At 57.1% G+C, this 15,291-nt stretch carries 12 protein-coding genes; 3 read left to right on the top strand and 9 right to left on the bottom strand.

Annotated features, from left to right (window positions below):
• Positions 1 to 11: 11 nt before the first annotated feature.
• Complete coding sequence (gene bcsR, locus FN082_RS13315) at positions 12 to 200, bottom strand: cellulose biosynthesis protein BcsR (protein ID WP_004106713.1); 189 nt, start codon at positions 198 to 200, stop codon at positions 12 to 14.
• Positions 201 to 367: 167 nt separating this feature from the next.
• On the opposite strand from bcsR, the gene bcsE reads away from it, so the two are divergent.
• Genes bcsE through bcsG form a run of 3 tightly spaced genes read left to right on the top strand, consistent with a single transcriptional unit; the run spans position 368 to position 3,788 of the window.
• Positions 368 to 1,924 (top strand): cellulose biosynthesis protein BcsE, encoded by a 1,557-nt coding sequence (bcsE, locus tag FN082_RS13310; protein ID WP_142463725.1) that lies wholly within the window; start codon positions 368 to 370, stop codon positions 1,922 to 1,924.
• Positions 1,921 to 2,118: a cellulose biosynthesis protein BcsF gene (bcsF, locus tag FN082_RS13305; RefSeq protein ID WP_004106715.1), complete on the top strand. Its 198-nt coding sequence runs from the start codon at positions 1,921 to 1,923 to the stop codon at positions 2,116 to 2,118. The genes bcsE and bcsF overlap by 4 nt, the downstream gene beginning before the upstream one ends.
• Positions 2,115 to 3,788, top strand: coding sequence for a cellulose biosynthesis protein BcsG (gene bcsG, locus FN082_RS13300; protein ID WP_142981755.1), 1,674 nt, complete (start codon positions 2,115 to 2,117; stop codon positions 3,786 to 3,788). The genes bcsF and bcsG overlap by 4 nt, the downstream gene beginning before the upstream one ends.
• Positions 3,789 to 3,872: 84 nt before the next feature.
• Here the strand turns inward: bcsG and FN082_RS13295 are convergent, their stop codons facing one another.
• The 8 genes from FN082_RS13295 to bcsA all read right to left on the bottom strand — a co-directional run bounded on the left by FN082_RS13295 (position 3,873) and on the right by bcsA (position 15,275).
• Positions 3,873 to 3,980: a type I toxin-antitoxin system toxin Ldr family protein gene (locus FN082_RS13295; RefSeq protein WP_142981753.1), complete on the bottom strand. Its 108-nt coding sequence runs from the start codon at positions 3,978 to 3,980 to the stop codon at positions 3,873 to 3,875.
• A 371-nt stretch (positions 3,981 to 4,351) separates the two neighbouring features.
• Positions 4,352 to 4,459 (bottom strand): type I toxin-antitoxin system toxin Ldr family protein, encoded by a 108-nt coding sequence (locus FN082_RS13290; protein WP_142981751.1) that lies wholly within the window; start codon positions 4,457 to 4,459, stop codon positions 4,352 to 4,354.
• 372 nt (positions 4,460 to 4,831) lie between these two features.
• Complete coding sequence (locus FN082_RS13285; protein ID WP_110276214.1) at positions 4,832 to 4,939, bottom strand: type I toxin-antitoxin system toxin Ldr family protein; 108 nt, start codon at positions 4,937 to 4,939, stop codon at positions 4,832 to 4,834.
• Between the two features lie 266 nt (positions 4,940 to 5,205).
• Positions 5,206 to 6,204 carry a glycosyl hydrolase family 8 gene (locus FN082_RS13280; protein ID WP_139538278.1) on the bottom strand — a complete coding sequence of 333 codons (999 nt, stop codon included), beginning with the start codon at positions 6,202 to 6,204 and terminating at the stop codon, positions 5,206 to 5,208.
• 11 nt (positions 6,205 to 6,215) lie between these two features.
• Positions 6,216 to 6,692: a cellulose biosynthesis protein BcsD gene (bcsD, locus tag FN082_RS13275; RefSeq protein WP_180349550.1), complete on the bottom strand. Its 477-nt coding sequence runs from the start codon at positions 6,690 to 6,692 to the stop codon at positions 6,216 to 6,218.
• Positions 6,692 to 10,744, bottom strand: coding sequence for a cellulose biosynthesis protein BcsC (locus FN082_RS13270; protein WP_142981749.1), 4,053 nt, complete (start codon positions 10,742 to 10,744; stop codon positions 6,692 to 6,694). The genes bcsD and FN082_RS13270 overlap by 1 nt, the downstream gene beginning before the upstream one ends.
• Positions 10,741 to 13,167, bottom strand: coding sequence for a cellulose biosynthesis cyclic di-GMP-binding regulatory protein BcsB (gene bcsB / locus FN082_RS13265; RefSeq protein WP_142981747.1), 2,427 nt, complete (start codon positions 13,165 to 13,167; stop codon positions 10,741 to 10,743). Before bcsB ends, FN082_RS13270 begins: the two co-directional genes overlap by 4 nt.
• Positions 13,164 to 15,275, bottom strand: coding sequence for a UDP-forming cellulose synthase catalytic subunit (gene bcsA / locus FN082_RS13260; protein WP_139538282.1), 2,112 nt, complete (start codon positions 15,273 to 15,275; stop codon positions 13,164 to 13,166). The genes bcsB and bcsA overlap by 4 nt, the downstream gene beginning before the upstream one ends.
• Positions 15,276 to 15,291 lie beyond the last annotated feature (16 nt).

Below are 15,291 nucleotides of genomic sequence, written 5' to 3'. Positions count from 1 at the left end.
CAACGGCTTCCTTACTTTTTCTCTGCTAATTCAGCCAGTAATGGCCAGCGTTTCAGCGCCGCGGTTAACTGCTCGCGTCGGGAAATATCGTGGTAATCAATATCAGGCAGGGAAAATGCCCGGCTTAACGCCAGGAAATCATTTTGAAACGTGTAACCCAAAGTCGCATCGGTGGGTACAGCTGGCTCTTTTGCTGGCATTTCTCTGTCCATTGGAAAATACAATAAATTAAACCGAGAGGTGTAAGTTCATCCTTAAATTATGTTTACATGCTAAAACTGATGTCCTTTAATTTCAATGTTAGGTTTACTCTGACGCTTTCGCTAGTAAACTGATCAAGTGTAAATCAGGTCTCACGAGGGACGCCGTGGATATCGTATATTCTTTGGGTATTTCATCATTATGGGACGAAGTACGCCATATGCCCGTTGGTGGAGTATGGTGGCTTAACGTTGACCGCCATGCCGACGCGGTAAGCCTGCTTAATCATACGCTTGCTGCCCAGGATAAAAAAAGCCAGGTGGCAGCGATCGTTATGGGCGATAACCCCAAAGAAATCATTTCATTAGAAAAAAATATTGGTCCCGAAAAGGTCGCATTATTTACCATGCCGAACCGTGTTGAAGGTCTGGAGGAGATGCACCGGGATTTAGTTTGTTCCCTCGAACCTGGCAATTATTTATTTATTCTGCTATGTGCCGAAAACGCCTGGCAGAATATTAAAAGTGAAGAATTATGCAACTGGGTTGAAAAATCATATCGATGGACTAATTATCATCGTTGTTCATTATTAGTGCTTAATTCAGGGCACGATATCGATAAGCAACTTTCCCCCTTATTACGTGAGTACCGCTCGCTTTCCGGCCTGGCAAGTATTCGTTACCAGGGGGATAGCCACCTGTTCGATATTGCCTGGTGGGGCAGCGAAAAAGGCATCAGCGCCCGCCAGCAGCTTATTGTTTTACAGGATGAAAATGGCTGGCGGCTGGCGCAGGATGAAGAAACGGTGGTTCAACCGCGCAGCGACGAAAAAGTCATTCTGAGTCATCTGCGCGTGCTGGAAGGGGCGCCCGCACTTTCCGAGTACTGGACGCTATTCGATACCAACGACGCGGTTTTCAACGCCGGGAGAATGGCGCAGGCGGCGACGCTTATTTTTTCTATTACCCAGAATGAACAAATTGAACAGCTGGGGCGCTATATCCATACTCTGCGCCGCCAGCGCGGCAGCGCGTTAAAAATTATCGTCCGCGAGCAGACGCCCAGCCTGCGCGCCACTGATGAGCGCCTGCTGCTGAGCAGCGGCGCAAATATGGTTATTCCCAGCGGCGCGCCGCTATCCCGCTGTCTGACTCTCATAGAAAGCGTGCAAAAACAGCAATTTACTCGCCATATCCCGGAAGAGTTCGCCACCCTGCTCACCTGGAGCCAGCCGCTAAAACTGCGCGGCTACCAGAAGTGGGATGCCTTCTGCGAAGCGGTGCATAATATTATGGCCAACACCATGCTGCCCGCCGATAGCAAAGGCGTGATGGTGGCGCTGCGTCCGGCGCCGGGCCTGCGGGTAGAACAGGCGCTAACGCTGTGTAAACCCAACCGTATGGGCGACATCATGACCATCGGTAACAATCGTCTGGTGTTATTTCTGTCATTTTGCCGGGTGAATGACCTGGATACCGCGTTAAACCATATTTTCCCTTTGCCTACCGGCGACATTTTCTCTAACCGTATGATTTGGTTTGAAGATAAGCAGATAACGGCAGAAATTATGCTAATGCGCGGGATTATGCCGGAGAACTGGAACACGCCGCTGCCCATTTCGCTCGGCAAGAACGAAACCATCAACGCGACCCACGACGGGCGAAGCTGGCGTCGAAACCCTGAGCCACATCGCTTATCCATCGATGGGGAGCAAAATCTATGATGTCTATTGCCGATATTATTCAGTTGGTCGTCCTGTGCGCCCTGCTGTTCTTTCCGCTGGGATACCTGACGCGCCACTACCAGCGGCGAATTCGCACCACATTAAGACTGATGTTCTTTAAACCCCGTTATGTCAAACCGGCTGGCGTATTGCGCCGGGAAGCGGCATCCAGGCAAGGCAAATCAACAAAATGACCAATCCAAAAACACCCGCTACGTCGCTTCCGCTCTGGCGGTACTGGCGCGGCTTGTCCGGCTGGAACTTCTACTTTCTGGTGAAGTTTGCTTTGCTGTGGGCGGGATACCTCAATTTCCATCCCATGTTAAACCTGGTGTTTCTGGCTTTCCTGCTGGTGCCAATTCCGCAGTATAAGCTGCACCGCCTGCGCCACTGGATAGCGATCCCGCTGGGTTTGATGCTGTTCTGGCACGATACCTGGCTACCCGGCCCGGAAAGCATCTTCAGCCAGGGTTCGCAGATTGCTGGCTTTAGCGCCGATTACATCTGGGATCTGGTGACCCGCTTTATTAACTGGAATATGGTTGGCGCATTCTTTGTGCTGCTGGTCTTGTGGCTGTTTATCAGCCAGTGGCTGCGGGTGACGGTTTTCGTCTCGGCGATCATGGTCTGGCTGGTCATCAGCCCGCTGCTGCCCGCTTTCACCCTTTGGCCGACAGGTCAGCCTACGACAGCGACGGCAAATCCGACGGCCAATACCGGCGGAGGGGCAACAGCGACCAATACCGCAGCGGCGAATAACGATATCCCGCCGCAAACCGAGCCGCCGACGTCGGCCAATCTGACCAACTGGCTAAATACCTTCTATGCCTCTGAGCAGAAACGTAAAACGCCTTTCCCTGACGCGCTCCCGGCCGATGCCCAGCCGTTTGATGTATTAATTATCAACATCTGTTCTCTGTCATGGTCGGATATCGAAGCCGCCGGGTTAATGGATCACCCGTTGTGGAAGCATTTCGATCTGCTGTTCAAAAACTTTAACTCGGCGACCTCTTACAGCGGCCCGGCGGCGGCCCGCCTGCTGCGCGCCAGCTGCGGCCAGCTCTCCCACGCCAACCTGTATCAGCCGTCGGGCAGCGAATGCTATCTGTTTGAAAACCTGGCGAAGCTGGGCTTTACCCAGCAGTTGATGCTCGGTCACAACGGTATCTTCGGCGATTTCCTGAAAGAGCTTCGCTCGTTGGGCGGTATCCAGAGCCCGCTGATGGATCAAACTGGCCTGCCGGTGATTCTGCAAGGCTTTGATGGTTCACCGGTTTATGACGACCAGGCGACGCTAAACCGCTGGCTGCAGACGCTGGATAAACTGAACACGCCACGCACTGCAACCTTCTACAACACGCTGCCGCTGCATGATGGCAACCACTATCCAGGCCAGAGCAAAACTGCAGACTATAAAGCCCGTGCGCAGAAGTTCTTCGACGAGCTGGACAGTTTCTTCACTGAGCTGGAAAAATCAGGTCGTAAGGTGATGGTCATTGTCGTACCGGAACACGGTGCGGCATTGAAAGGCGACAAAATGCAGGTTTCCGGCCTGCGCGATATTCCAAGCCCCTCAATTACCAACGTCCCGGCGGCGGTGAAGTTCTTCGGCATTAAGGCGCGGCATCCCGATGCGCCGATCATAATAGATCAGCCAAGTAGCTATCTGGCGGTTTCGGAGCTGGTGGTTCGCGCCCTGGACGGCAAGATGTTTGGTGAAAACGACATCAACTGGCAGCAGTATATTGCTAACCTGCCGCAGAGCGCGGCGGTGTCGGAAAACTCCAACGCCGTCGTCATTCAGTATCAAGGTAAACCTTATGTCCAGCTAAACGGCGGCAGTTGGGTGCCTTACCCACAATAAAACGAAAAAGGCCGCAGGCTTTCACCCCTGCGGCCCCGTTCGGGCGCATGCTGCCATTAAGGCAGGCAGATACCCACAGACCGGTTACTTCCGGTTATCCATCCTGCTCACGATGATGCTGACAAGAATGCCAGCCAGCACCGGAGCCGCCAGATCGTCCCAAATAACCATGCCTAACTGAGTGAGCGTCATACAGCCGCCTTTGTTGCAATGGCAACCGTTCGCGGCTATCCTCGAATTGTCTAGATGCGAGGTTAGCCCCCGATGCGTTGCCAGGTTTTTACCAAACAACGTGCGGGGGTTTTCTCTTTCCAGCAACCCATCTATCGATGCCGCCGGGGTTCAAGCCCCCGCAACATTGCGCCTCACCGGGCAAGCCCGGCTTGCCGATGATTCTACAATCCCGGACAAACGTCATCATCCCGTAGTAACGCACCGTGCGAGACGCCTTCCAGTATCATTTTGGGTTGCTGCAATAAAACGAAAAAGGCCGCAGGCTTTTACCCCTGCGGCCCCGTTCGGGCGCATGCTGCCATTAAGGCAGGCAGATACCCACAGACCGGTTACTTCCGGTTATCCATACTGCTCACGATGATGCTGACAAGAATGCCAGCCAGCACCGGAGCCGCCAGATCGTCCCAAATAACCAGGCCTAACTGAGCGAGCGTCATACAGCCGCCTTTGTTGCAATGGCAACCGTTCGCGGCTATCCTCGAATTGTCTAGGTTCGAGTTTAGCCCCCGATGCGTTGCCAGGTTTTTACCAAACAACGTGCGGGGGTTTTCCTCTTTCCAGCAACCCATCTATTGATGCCGCCGGGGTTCAAGCCCCCGCAACATTGCGCCTCACCGGGCAACCCCGGCTTGCCGACGATTCTACAACCCCGGACAAAGGTCATCACCCCGCAGTAACGCACCGTGCGAGACGCCTTCCAGTATCATTTTGGGTTGCTGTAATAAAACGAAAAAGGCCGCAGGCTTTTACCCCTGCGGCCCCGTTCGGGCGCATGCTGCCATTAAGGCAGGCAGATGCCCACAGGTCGGTTACTTCCGGTTATCCATCCGGCTCACGATGATGCTGACAAGAATGCCAGCCAACACCGGAGCCGCCAGATCGTCCCAGAGCACCAGGCCTAACTGAGCGAGCGTCATACAGCCGCCTTTGTTGCAATGGCAACCGTTCGCGGCTATTCTCGAATTGTTGAGAGTCGAGAGTAGCCCCCGAAACGTTGCCAGGTTTTTACCGAACAACGTGCGGGGGTTTTCTCTTTCCAGCAACCAATTCATCTATGCCGCCGGGGTTCAAGCCCCCGCAACATTGCGCCTCACCGGGTAATCCCGGCTTGCCGACGATTCTACTGCCCGGACCTGATGCCAGCACCTCACCTTTATCCATCGTGCGAGGCGCATTCCACAGTTTATTGGCGGTCTTTATTAGCCAGCCACACCAGCAGCTTAAGGCTGGCGGAGTAGTAATCATCCTGAGCGCTAATCTGGGTTTCGGCCTGTTCTTCTCCAAGCGTTAAATCGCGCACCGCCAACAGCCCGCCGGTCATGAACCACGGCGCGACTTCATTAGTATTGACGTTGATCCACGCGGGCGTTTGCAGACGCGGATAGCCCCGAAACCAGGTTTTCCACGGCGTCAGCAGGCTGCTCTGCGGGTCATTCCAGTAGACATACAGCGGGATGCGAATCGCATCGTAGCTCATCCGCGCCGGCCACTCTTTTGCCGGTTCCATCTTACCGTCCGCCCTTAGCGCCACCCAGTCGCTGGGAAGCTGTGATTTCCCCCATGCCATTTTGCCCAGCAGCGCCTGGCCATCGCTCTGCAGTTTTCGCCAGGCGGTCAGATGGGTTCGCGCGGCAAAGTCCTGCCATGCCGGAAAGATAAAGTAGGAGGGATTAAGATTGAGATGGTCATTGAGATAGAAGCCCTTTGCGCCGGGAAGCATCACCTGGCGGTCGGCGAAGGTGACTACCGTATACTTCAGCAACGAAGCGGTAATCGCATCCGACGCCATACCGTAGGATTTATCCTGCCACTGCCGTTGCGCGCGCAGCAGCGCCCAGGCAATCATCGTATCGCCATCGGTGGCGTTGTTTTTATCCGCCACCGGGTTGGGGGCCACCGGATTGTAGCGCCAGTAAAAAAGCCCATTATCTTTGTTACGTAGCGTTTTGTCGGTCCACTGCCATAGCTTGTCAAAGGCGGGGCGATCGTTATTCGCTACCGCCAGCAGCATGGCAAAGCCCTGCCCTTCAGTGTGCGACACATTGCCGTTGCCAGTATCAACAATGCGCCCATCCGGCATCATAAAACGCGATTTGTAGTTTTCCCACGCCGTATCGGCCCACGCGTGGGGAAGCATCATTACCGTCGTCACCACGACCGCAGCTAAAGCACGCAAGGACATAGATTCACCCGTTATGGATGGAAATAAAGAAACTGAACGTCAGAGACCGAAAACAGCCGCTCGCGCTGCAAAACCACGTGCGCGCCGCCGCCCTGTCCCTGGAGCCAGCGGGAGTAAAGCCCTTCGAGTATGGCACAAAATGCATTACACCAGCGGACGCGACGCGCTTCATCGCGACTCACCGGCAGCGCCTGATGGCGCAACCGCAGGCCATCATCGCTGACGTCAACGGCGACAATCCCCCACTGGAAACAGCTCAGTTGCGCATTGATATTGGCCTCCAGTTGCCCGACCGTCTCTGACTCCGGCAGCGGATGCTCATCAGCCAGCGCCTCACCCATCTGCCGCAGGAAGGGCTGGCTCTCCAGCTCACCCGCATTATTGACCATGCCATCAACCATAATCAGCAGCAGATCGAACCACCCGGCGGGCGTTTGCTGCTGCTGAAACCATGTCATCACCAGCGCATTATTATTGTCCGTCATGATCAGTTATCTCCCAGCATGTAGCGGATATAGAGGCCAGCGGTGCTCTCGTTATAATCGCCGAAGGTGTCATAGCCGACCTGGCCGCCAAGCGTCATCTGTTTGTTGACTTTGTAATCCGCACCCGCGCGCAAGGTATAGCCGATACCGCTCTTCGACGTGGCTGAATAGTAAGCTTCTTTGGCAAATCCGTTACTTACAGCCGTTTCAAGCGTCTGCTGCCACTCGGCATTGGTCGGGAAATATGCGCTCTTATCCTGACTGTAAGATTGATAGCCTACAGAGCCGCCAAGCTTCATCGTCCAGTTATCATATTTCTCCGTCAGGCTGACCGGCAGCGACACGCTGACGTAGTTCTGCGGGCTGAAGTAACCCCCCTGCCCGTAGGTGAAGTAGCTCAGGTTTTTCGAGTAATCCATGTAGCTCATACTCAACCCGGTCTGCAGCTGGCGATATTCATCGTGATAAGGCCGCAGATAGACCCCGGCGTTGGCGTTAATGCTGGTGTTGCTGGCGACGTTTTGACCAAGGTAGCTATAGCCCCCGCCGCCGACGTAGAAACCCGCATCGCCGTCATCATAGCTCAGTTGCAGGGTACCGCCGTTTTTCGTCACCTGACCCCAGGTTTTGCCGGAGTAGGAGTCCTTCAGCCCAACGTAGGAGAGCAGGCTATCGGTCAACGAACGACGCTCGCCGGTGAAAATCAGCGACAAATAGTTAGTCAACTTCGGCGACCATTTCACGCCGCCCACTACGGTATTGAGATCCTGGCCCAGCGGCGTGCTGCCGATATCAACACGGTATTCGTCGCCGCTCAGCGCCAAAGCCAGCTCCACACCGTTCGCTTTCTGCGAATCCGTCGAGCCGCTGGCCTGATCGACATTCGGCTTCAGGTTCGAGGAGGCCAGATAGCTGGCAACCTGCCCGGAGTCATAGGTCCCCAGCTTCGCCAGATTCTCCATGCCGCTGCTGGTGGTGGCGTTAAAATCAGAGGCATTCAGCGTACCGAGATCGCTCAACGCTTCCGCCCCCGGATTGCTGGCAAAGTAGGTCGTGCGCTCGGTATCGGTCATCGCCGCAATCGCCGCCTGTTCGCTGGTGGCGGTAGAAACCATATTGGAGACCGCATTCGACAGCGGGTTCGCGCCGTAGCGCCGCCAGGCGTCGCCGGTTGCCGTTCCGGCGTTCAACGTAATCGGCGTAACGGTAAAGTCAAAACGCGAATCGCCGAACGGTGAGGAAGACCAGGTCAGCGGCGTTTTCATTTCCGTCAGCTTACTGGTGCCGGATTCACCATCGCGACCACGAACTTCCATGCCGCCCTGTAGCCAGGTGCCTGTTTTTTCCTGCAACGTCTCCATCATGGTATCCACCTGGCGCAGCATGCGGGTCTGCGCGGTTTCAACCGGCAGATCGGGACGCTGGATCCCCGGCAGCGTGCTGCCATCCCCCGTCGAGACCTGAGAAACCTGCCATGGCATATATTGCCCATAGCTGGAGGCTGCACGCGTAGCCGCTGGGGTACGAGAGACGCCGACAAACGGGTTATCCGCCGCCAGCGCGCCGCCCACGGTTGGCGTCTGCGCGCTATTACTGCTTTGTAATCCCAACAGCCTGCCGCGCGCGCTGCGCAGGTAAGTCATCGCCTGCTGGTGGTGGCCTTGCGACTCGGCCACACGCGCCAACAACAGTAAACGATCAGGCGAGTTATCCGGACGCAGCCCGCCCGCCAGCTGTTCCGCCCGATCGTTATCGCCCGCCGACAGCGCGACATCAATCGCTCCGCTGCGCGCATCCTGGGTCGGCGTATCGCGGGTCATCAGATAGTCATAGACCACCCCGGCCTCTTTGTTCATTTTGCCGCTCTGATAGAGGCGCGCCATGGCAAACATCAGGTCGGTATTTTGCGGGTCGCTTTGCATCGCGCCCATCAGCTTGTCATACGCCGCCGCGTAGTTACCCTGCTCGCGCAGGTGGTCCGCTTCGTTAATCACGTAACCGTTGCGAATGCTGGCCAGCTGCGTCGGCGTACTGCTCGCCTGCAGCTGCGGGTTGGTTAGCAGCCTCTGCGCTTCGTTCGTCAGGCCTGCCTGATTAAGCACCGTGACCTGATCGGCGTAATCCCCGGCATTGCCTGAGATTCCGCCGTTAATATTGTTGCGCACCAGCGATACTGCGGTGGTGACATCGCCGCTTTGAGCCAGCAGGCGCGCCAGTTTGCCGACATCCGCCGGGGCTTTTGGCGGCGTTGCGGCCATCGCCCTGAGCGTATTGGAGGCCGCAACGGTGTTACCCTGCGCCAGATAGCTTTGCGCCGTTGCCAGCTGCAGGTTGTAGTTCACCCTCTGGTGGAGGTCGCGCATCTGGCTGGTCTGGCTGGCGGGAGGAATTCTCGCCAGTAGCGTCTGCGCCTGCTGCCAGCCGCCGTTCTCGCTGGCGAAAAGGGCTGCGGCATACAGCGAATTACTGCTGGCGCCGGGACGATAAGCGGCGGTCATGATCGAATTTGCCTCGCCATCGTTGCCGGATTTTTGCAGCAACCGGGCCAGGTCGAGACGCATCCACGCGTCATCCGGATAGCGAGAAACACCCTGACGCAGCGTATCGATAGCGCCCGCTACGTTGCCGCTGCTGGCCTGTTCCTGTGCCTGCCGGCGCAGCGAATCCCCCGGCATCCCGGTGACCACTCGCGGCTGCAATTTCTGCTGCAGGCTTTCCGGCAGCGTTCGCAGCATCGCCTGGGCTTCTGCGGTCTTGTTTTGTTCGCGCAGAACATAGTAGAGATTCTCCCGCGCCGGGCCGTTTTGCGGCTGGTCGTTGAGCAGCGCGCGCAGCGTTTGCTCGGCCTGCGGTAAATCTTTGTTGTGGCGCAGGACGTCAGCGCGGAACAGCCTGGCCGCCGTGCCCTGCGTCCCGCTCTGCTGTGCCAGCGGCGCGGAGAGCGCCAGCGCCTGGCTGATATTGCCCTGCTTATAGGCCTGCTGCGCCTGGGCAAGCTGGCCATAAAATAGCGCATCCGCCGCCTGCTGACGCCGGGTCTGCGACGCATCGCCGCCAAGGTCTGCGGCCCGACTCAGATACTGAGAGGCCGCCTGAAAATCACCGTTACGCTGGGCGATATAGCCCATCCCGGCCAGCGCATCCGCATCCTGCGGGTTGGTTTGCAGGACCTGTTCAAACTGCTGTTTCGCCGCCGCGGTATTGCCGCTGTTGAGGTCAGAATAGCCCTGCCCGCGCGCCTGACCGCTGCGCCGTTCGCGGAAATAGTTTTGTACTTCAGTATCCTGCGGGTGGCGCTGCATCCAGGTGTCGTAAAACTGTTCATCGCCCGCCTGCGGTCCCATCCACAGCAGTGCCTGACGCAGCCCCGCATCGGCTTCTTTGCTGCCGCTGGCCATCGGCTCCAGCATGGCGATCCCTTCCCGGCGGGTATCTTCACGCCAGGTCAGCGCCTTACCTAACGCCACGCGCGGTCCGTTCTCCTGCGGATGCTGCGCGACGTACTGGCGCAGCTCGCTCACCGCCTGCGGATAGAGCGACTTGTCGCTGGCCATGGTCATATAGTATTCCGCGGCCAGACCGGAAGGCGGGACGTTGCCGTTAAACATGCTCCGCCAGGTCGCCAGCGCGGCGGGAACATTACCGCTTCTCGCCTGCTGCCTTGCCAGGTTCAGTTGCCCCTGCGGCACCTGCGCCATTTTTTTAGCACTATCCAAATCCTGTATCCCAGGGCTATTGGGTGCCGCTTTCTCCAGCCGCGCGCGCCACTGGGCCGCCGCCTGAAGGTTACCCCCCTGCTGCGCCCACAGTGCCATCAGGTACAGCGCTTGCGCGTTATTAGCATCTACCGACAGGACTTTTTGCAGCGATTCCATCGCCAGCTCGTCGTGCGATTTTTCGTGCCAGTAGTTGGCCTGCGCGAACAGCGCCTGCAGTGCCGCATCGTTACCCGCCGCCTGCGCCTCGCCGAATGCGCCAAGCGTCAGCGCGCCGGACAGGCACAGCGTGGAAAATTGACGGGCCGCCTTATTATTCATTCTGCTGACTCTTTTCATTGGCTATCCCCCGAACCCAGGCGCTTACGAGCATGGCGTTTAAACATAGCGGTTAATGCAAGGCCCAGAATCGATGTCGCCATCAATCCCAGTACCGCCAGCAGGCCGGAGTGTTGGTTGGCGTACCACACCGCCATCATGTACCACGGCATCTGGCCGCTGGGGAACGGCGTGCTGACCTGGAAGCTGCGTACACCGTTATCGCTGGTGATCACCGCCGTATCGCCGCGAATACCGGCGTTAATACGCGGTGAATTGAGGTCGTCTTCCAGCTTCGCCAGCTGATCGTCACTGCTGGCCATCGCCACCACCACCACCCGCTGCGGGTTCCACGGCGAGCGGTAGCTGATAAAACCGCGCCAGGCGCTGCTGGAGGAAAAATAGCGGTCGGCATCCACGCCGTCGGAAGCCCAGTCGCCGCTCAGCTTGCGCTGGATTTTTGGCCACAGCGCCGGTTCACGCACGCTCAGCAGATTATCGACCGGGTTATAAGGAGAATCGGCCAGCAGGCGCTGATTAAACGCTTTTTGATCAAGAGCACTCACTGCCAGCACGTCGCGATCGCGCAGGTACTGCGCATTCGCGCCGCCGTCAGGAATGCCCAGCACCACGCGGTTATTGGCCAGCGCTTTGCCGGTTGAGTTACCAGAACGGGCTGCCAGGTTCAGCATCGTCGCCACCTGCGTATCCGAAGGGCGCTCCGGCAGCAGAAGCGTGGTTTGCGAATAATCGGCTAACCGCGAGAACGGGAACGAGGCTCCGACGAAATAGGAAAGATTTGGCAACAGGGAGAAGTGCCGCGTGCCGCTCAAATCAATCCACGAGTCATCGGTGATTCGGCTCTTTATATTGCTGTTCAGCAGCACCGAGCAGGGAGCATTGTCCTTCGGCACCAGGTTGAAATAGAGCGAAAGCTGGTTATCGCCGTAAATCAGATACGGCGCCAACGGGATAGTAAAACGCTCCTGACGCGCATCGCCGCCCAGGTGACGCCAGAGCTTCTCCAGCGGCCCCTGCTTGTTCATCGGCAGGTTATTGAGGAAGGTGTTGTTGAGCGTCACGCTCAGCAGCGACTTATCCTCGTTAATCCAGTTTTCCGACGGGAAACGATAGCCAATCTGCAAAGGAATGGTTTCGCCATCCCACAGATAGAGGTCCGGCGCGGCGCGGAAGGCCACACGCAGCGGTTCATGCCACACGCCGCTGACGGTCATGCTTTGATCCTGGCGGATCAGCTCGCTGATTTTGACCGGACGATCGGTGGCGATCCAGCGTGGCGCATCGTACGGCTTGCCGACGGGGATCGTCTGCGGCTCAACGTCCATACTTGCCGTCTGCGGAGCGAAGTCGCCGCGCGTCAGTCGCCAGGCGGCCATCCGCAGCGCGGCGTCGTTCTGGCCGACGATCAGCAGTAGCTTGTAGGCCGGATTACCGGGATTTTCAACGATCCGTAGCAGCGGTTTGTCGGTTTGCGGCAGCGTCAATCCGCCCACCTGCTCGCCGGGATGGCCGATGATGATACCGTGCTTTTCGGGCAGGCGATCGCGCAACGCGTCAAAAGCGATACCGCGATAGTCGGCCTGAATCCCCAACCATGACGACACCAGCGCCGCGGCGCTAAAGATATCCGCCGTCGCTTTTTCTGGATAAGCAATGGCAATGTCCGCCGGGGTCATCTGCATACTGTCAAAGAACGGACGCGGGAAGTGACTCAAATCGTTGCTGATATTGAGCTGCTGGCTCTCCCAGCTAAAGTGCGAGGCGGGCAAAATAGTGACCCGTGACGTGTCGTGAATATCGAGCCGACACTGCATAGCGTCGCCGTCGTTAATCTTAAAACTCAGGTTGTTACTGGACACCATCAGCGCCGCCGGAATATCCAGCTGATAGTGCGAGACGTCCTCTCCATCGGCTCCCAGCGGTAAGGTACCGAGCGGCTGGCCGTTAAGCATCAGCTGCAGCGTCGCGTTACGGGTCGCCATTTCCGGCGAAACCTTCACCTCCAGCATGAGCTGAGCATGGGTCACCACCTGATCGGAAGGCAGCGTAAAGCTGGCGCCGCCCTGATTTTGCCCGCCGCTGAGGATAATGCCGTCCGGCATTCCCATCTGCATCAGGTTCAGATCTCCACCCACAATCGGGGTTAACGGCACCGTATCAGGTACGCTGGAAGCGACCGGCGGCGGCATCGCGGGCGGTGGAGCTGGTTCTGCGGTGCTTTCCGTCGTGGCCGCCGAATTCGATTCCGGCGCTGGATTCGACGTCGATTCTGCTGCTGATTCAGCAACCGTCGCGCTACCAGCCCCCGCATCAAGTAGCGGAAAGTTCAGCGGCGGCAAGGAATTCGCAGGCGTCTCCTCGCTATGTAACGCGGGCACAGAGAGCATCCCGACCAGCAGCGCAAGCGTGGTTAAACGTTTCATAAGCTGCCATCCTCCTGCGCGGGTTTCGCTGCAGGCGGCTGGCGACGCTGGCTGCGACGCGTTTTCCACGTCAGCCAGAACAGTTCAAACACACAGCGCAAAATGGTGGCAAAAGAGCGGAACGGGTTGTCCTGCGGACGCGGCGGGTTAATCCACGCATCGGCACGAGCCAGCACCACGCGCACCAGTTCGCGGCGGCGGGAAAGCGGAATATTTTCATCAAACTGCAGACGAATAAAGCGATCGTCAGCGGTGACCTGACGTACAGGAATCGCTATCGCCCCGGACTGGAGGATCAGCTCAATCTCTTCAATCTCATCCTGCTGGTGGCGCTTATCCGGCGCGGCAACGCGGCAGCCGCCCATTGACAGGTCGGCAGTATGGCTACGGGAGACAATGCCGCTGCTGTAGTGGATAAGCACCGGGATATCGACATCAATACGAATTGTTTTTCGCACCTGACGGGTTTCCCGCGCCACGGCAATAGCGGCCAGCAGGAAGATCAGGCTGTAAATCCCCCAGCCAACGTTCAGCGCAATAACGTTCGGATCTGAGCCAAAGTAGTCGTGGCCAATCGCACGAACTATCCCAACCACCACGCCCAGGCCCAGCAGACAGGCAACAACCAGGTGTGGCCTGACAACGGTGAAGTCGAAGTAGCCAACGTCCAGCAGGCCACCTTTATCGGTGACGTTAAATTTCCCGCGTTTGGGGAAAATCATCGTCACCAGCGTCGGCAGCACCAGGTGGAAGGCCAACACGATATCGTAGATTTCGCCCCAGAAGCTGTAGCGATAGCGGCCGTTCATCCGCGATCCGACATAGATAGCGAGGAACAGATGCGGTAGCGCATAGGAGACGATCAGGCTCGCCGAAGAGTAGATAATATTCAGGTTAAACAAAAGATAAGCCAGCGGCGCGGTAACAAACACCACGCGCGGCAGAGCAAACTGATAGTAAAGCATGGCGCTGAGGTAGCACAGACGCTGCTGGAACGTCAGCCCGCGGCCCAGGAGCGGGTTGTCGAGACGGAAAATTTGCGTCATCCCGCGCGCCCAGCGGGTACGCTGAATCACATGTACAACCAGGCGTTCGGTGGCTAAACCCGCCGCCAGCGGAATATCAAGGAACGCCGATTTCCAGCCCAAACGCTGAAACTTCAACGCGGTATGGGCGTCCTCGGTCACGGTTTCTACCGCAAATCCGCCAATCTGCTCCAGCGCGGCGCGGCGAATAACGGCACAGGATCCGCAGAAAAAGGTCGCGTTCCAGTTGTCGTTCCCCTGCTGAATCGGGCCATAAAACAGCATCCCTTCGTTAGGAATATTGCGGCCAACGGAGAGGTTGCGTTCGAAGGGGTCCGGCGAGTAGAAGTAGTGCGGCGTCTGCACCAGCGCCAGCATCGGGTCGTTGAGAAACCCGCCAACCGTCGCCTGTAGGAAGACGCGGGTCGCGACGTGGTCGCAGTCAAAAACGCAGATCAGCTCGCCGTTAGTGAGGGTCATCGCGTGGTTAAGGTTACCCGCCTTGGCATGTTTGTTGTCGTTACGAGTGATATAACCAACCCCAACATCGGCGGCGAATACCGCAAAATCGTTACGCTTACCATCATCCAGTAAATAGATTTTTAATTTATCTTTTGGATAATCAATACATTGCGCAGCCAGCACGGTATCACGGACCACATCAAGCGGTTCGTTATAGCTTGGAATATAGATATCAACCGTCGGCCAGGTGCTCATGTCATCCGGCAGCGGAACAATTTCGCGCTTCAGCGGCCAGACCGTTTGCAGGTAGTTCAGCAGCAGCATCACCCAGATATAGACTTCCGCCAGGAACAGCCCCATCCCCAGAATCGCTTCGATTGTGGAGTTAAAATGCAGGGTTTGCGTTAGACGGAAATACATATAACGGGTCGACATCAGCAGCGATGTCACGACCATAATGACGGAAATACTACGGTTTTTACTGAATCCCATCACGAAGAGAATACCAATGCTTAACAGGCCAAAAATATACTGCTTTTGGCTGTCCATCGGCGTAATCACCACCAGCACGGCAATGGGGGCAAGCACCAGTACCAGCAACCAGAAAAGAGTTTTTTTCATTCAGCAGCCCTGCAAT

It is taken from the genome of Klebsiella spallanzanii (assembly GCF_902158555.1).
Lineage (GTDB): Bacteria > Pseudomonadota > Gammaproteobacteria > Enterobacterales > Enterobacteriaceae > Klebsiella > Klebsiella spallanzanii.
Note: the sequence above shows the minus strand (reverse complement) of the source record. Positions and strands in the feature narration are given on the sequence as shown.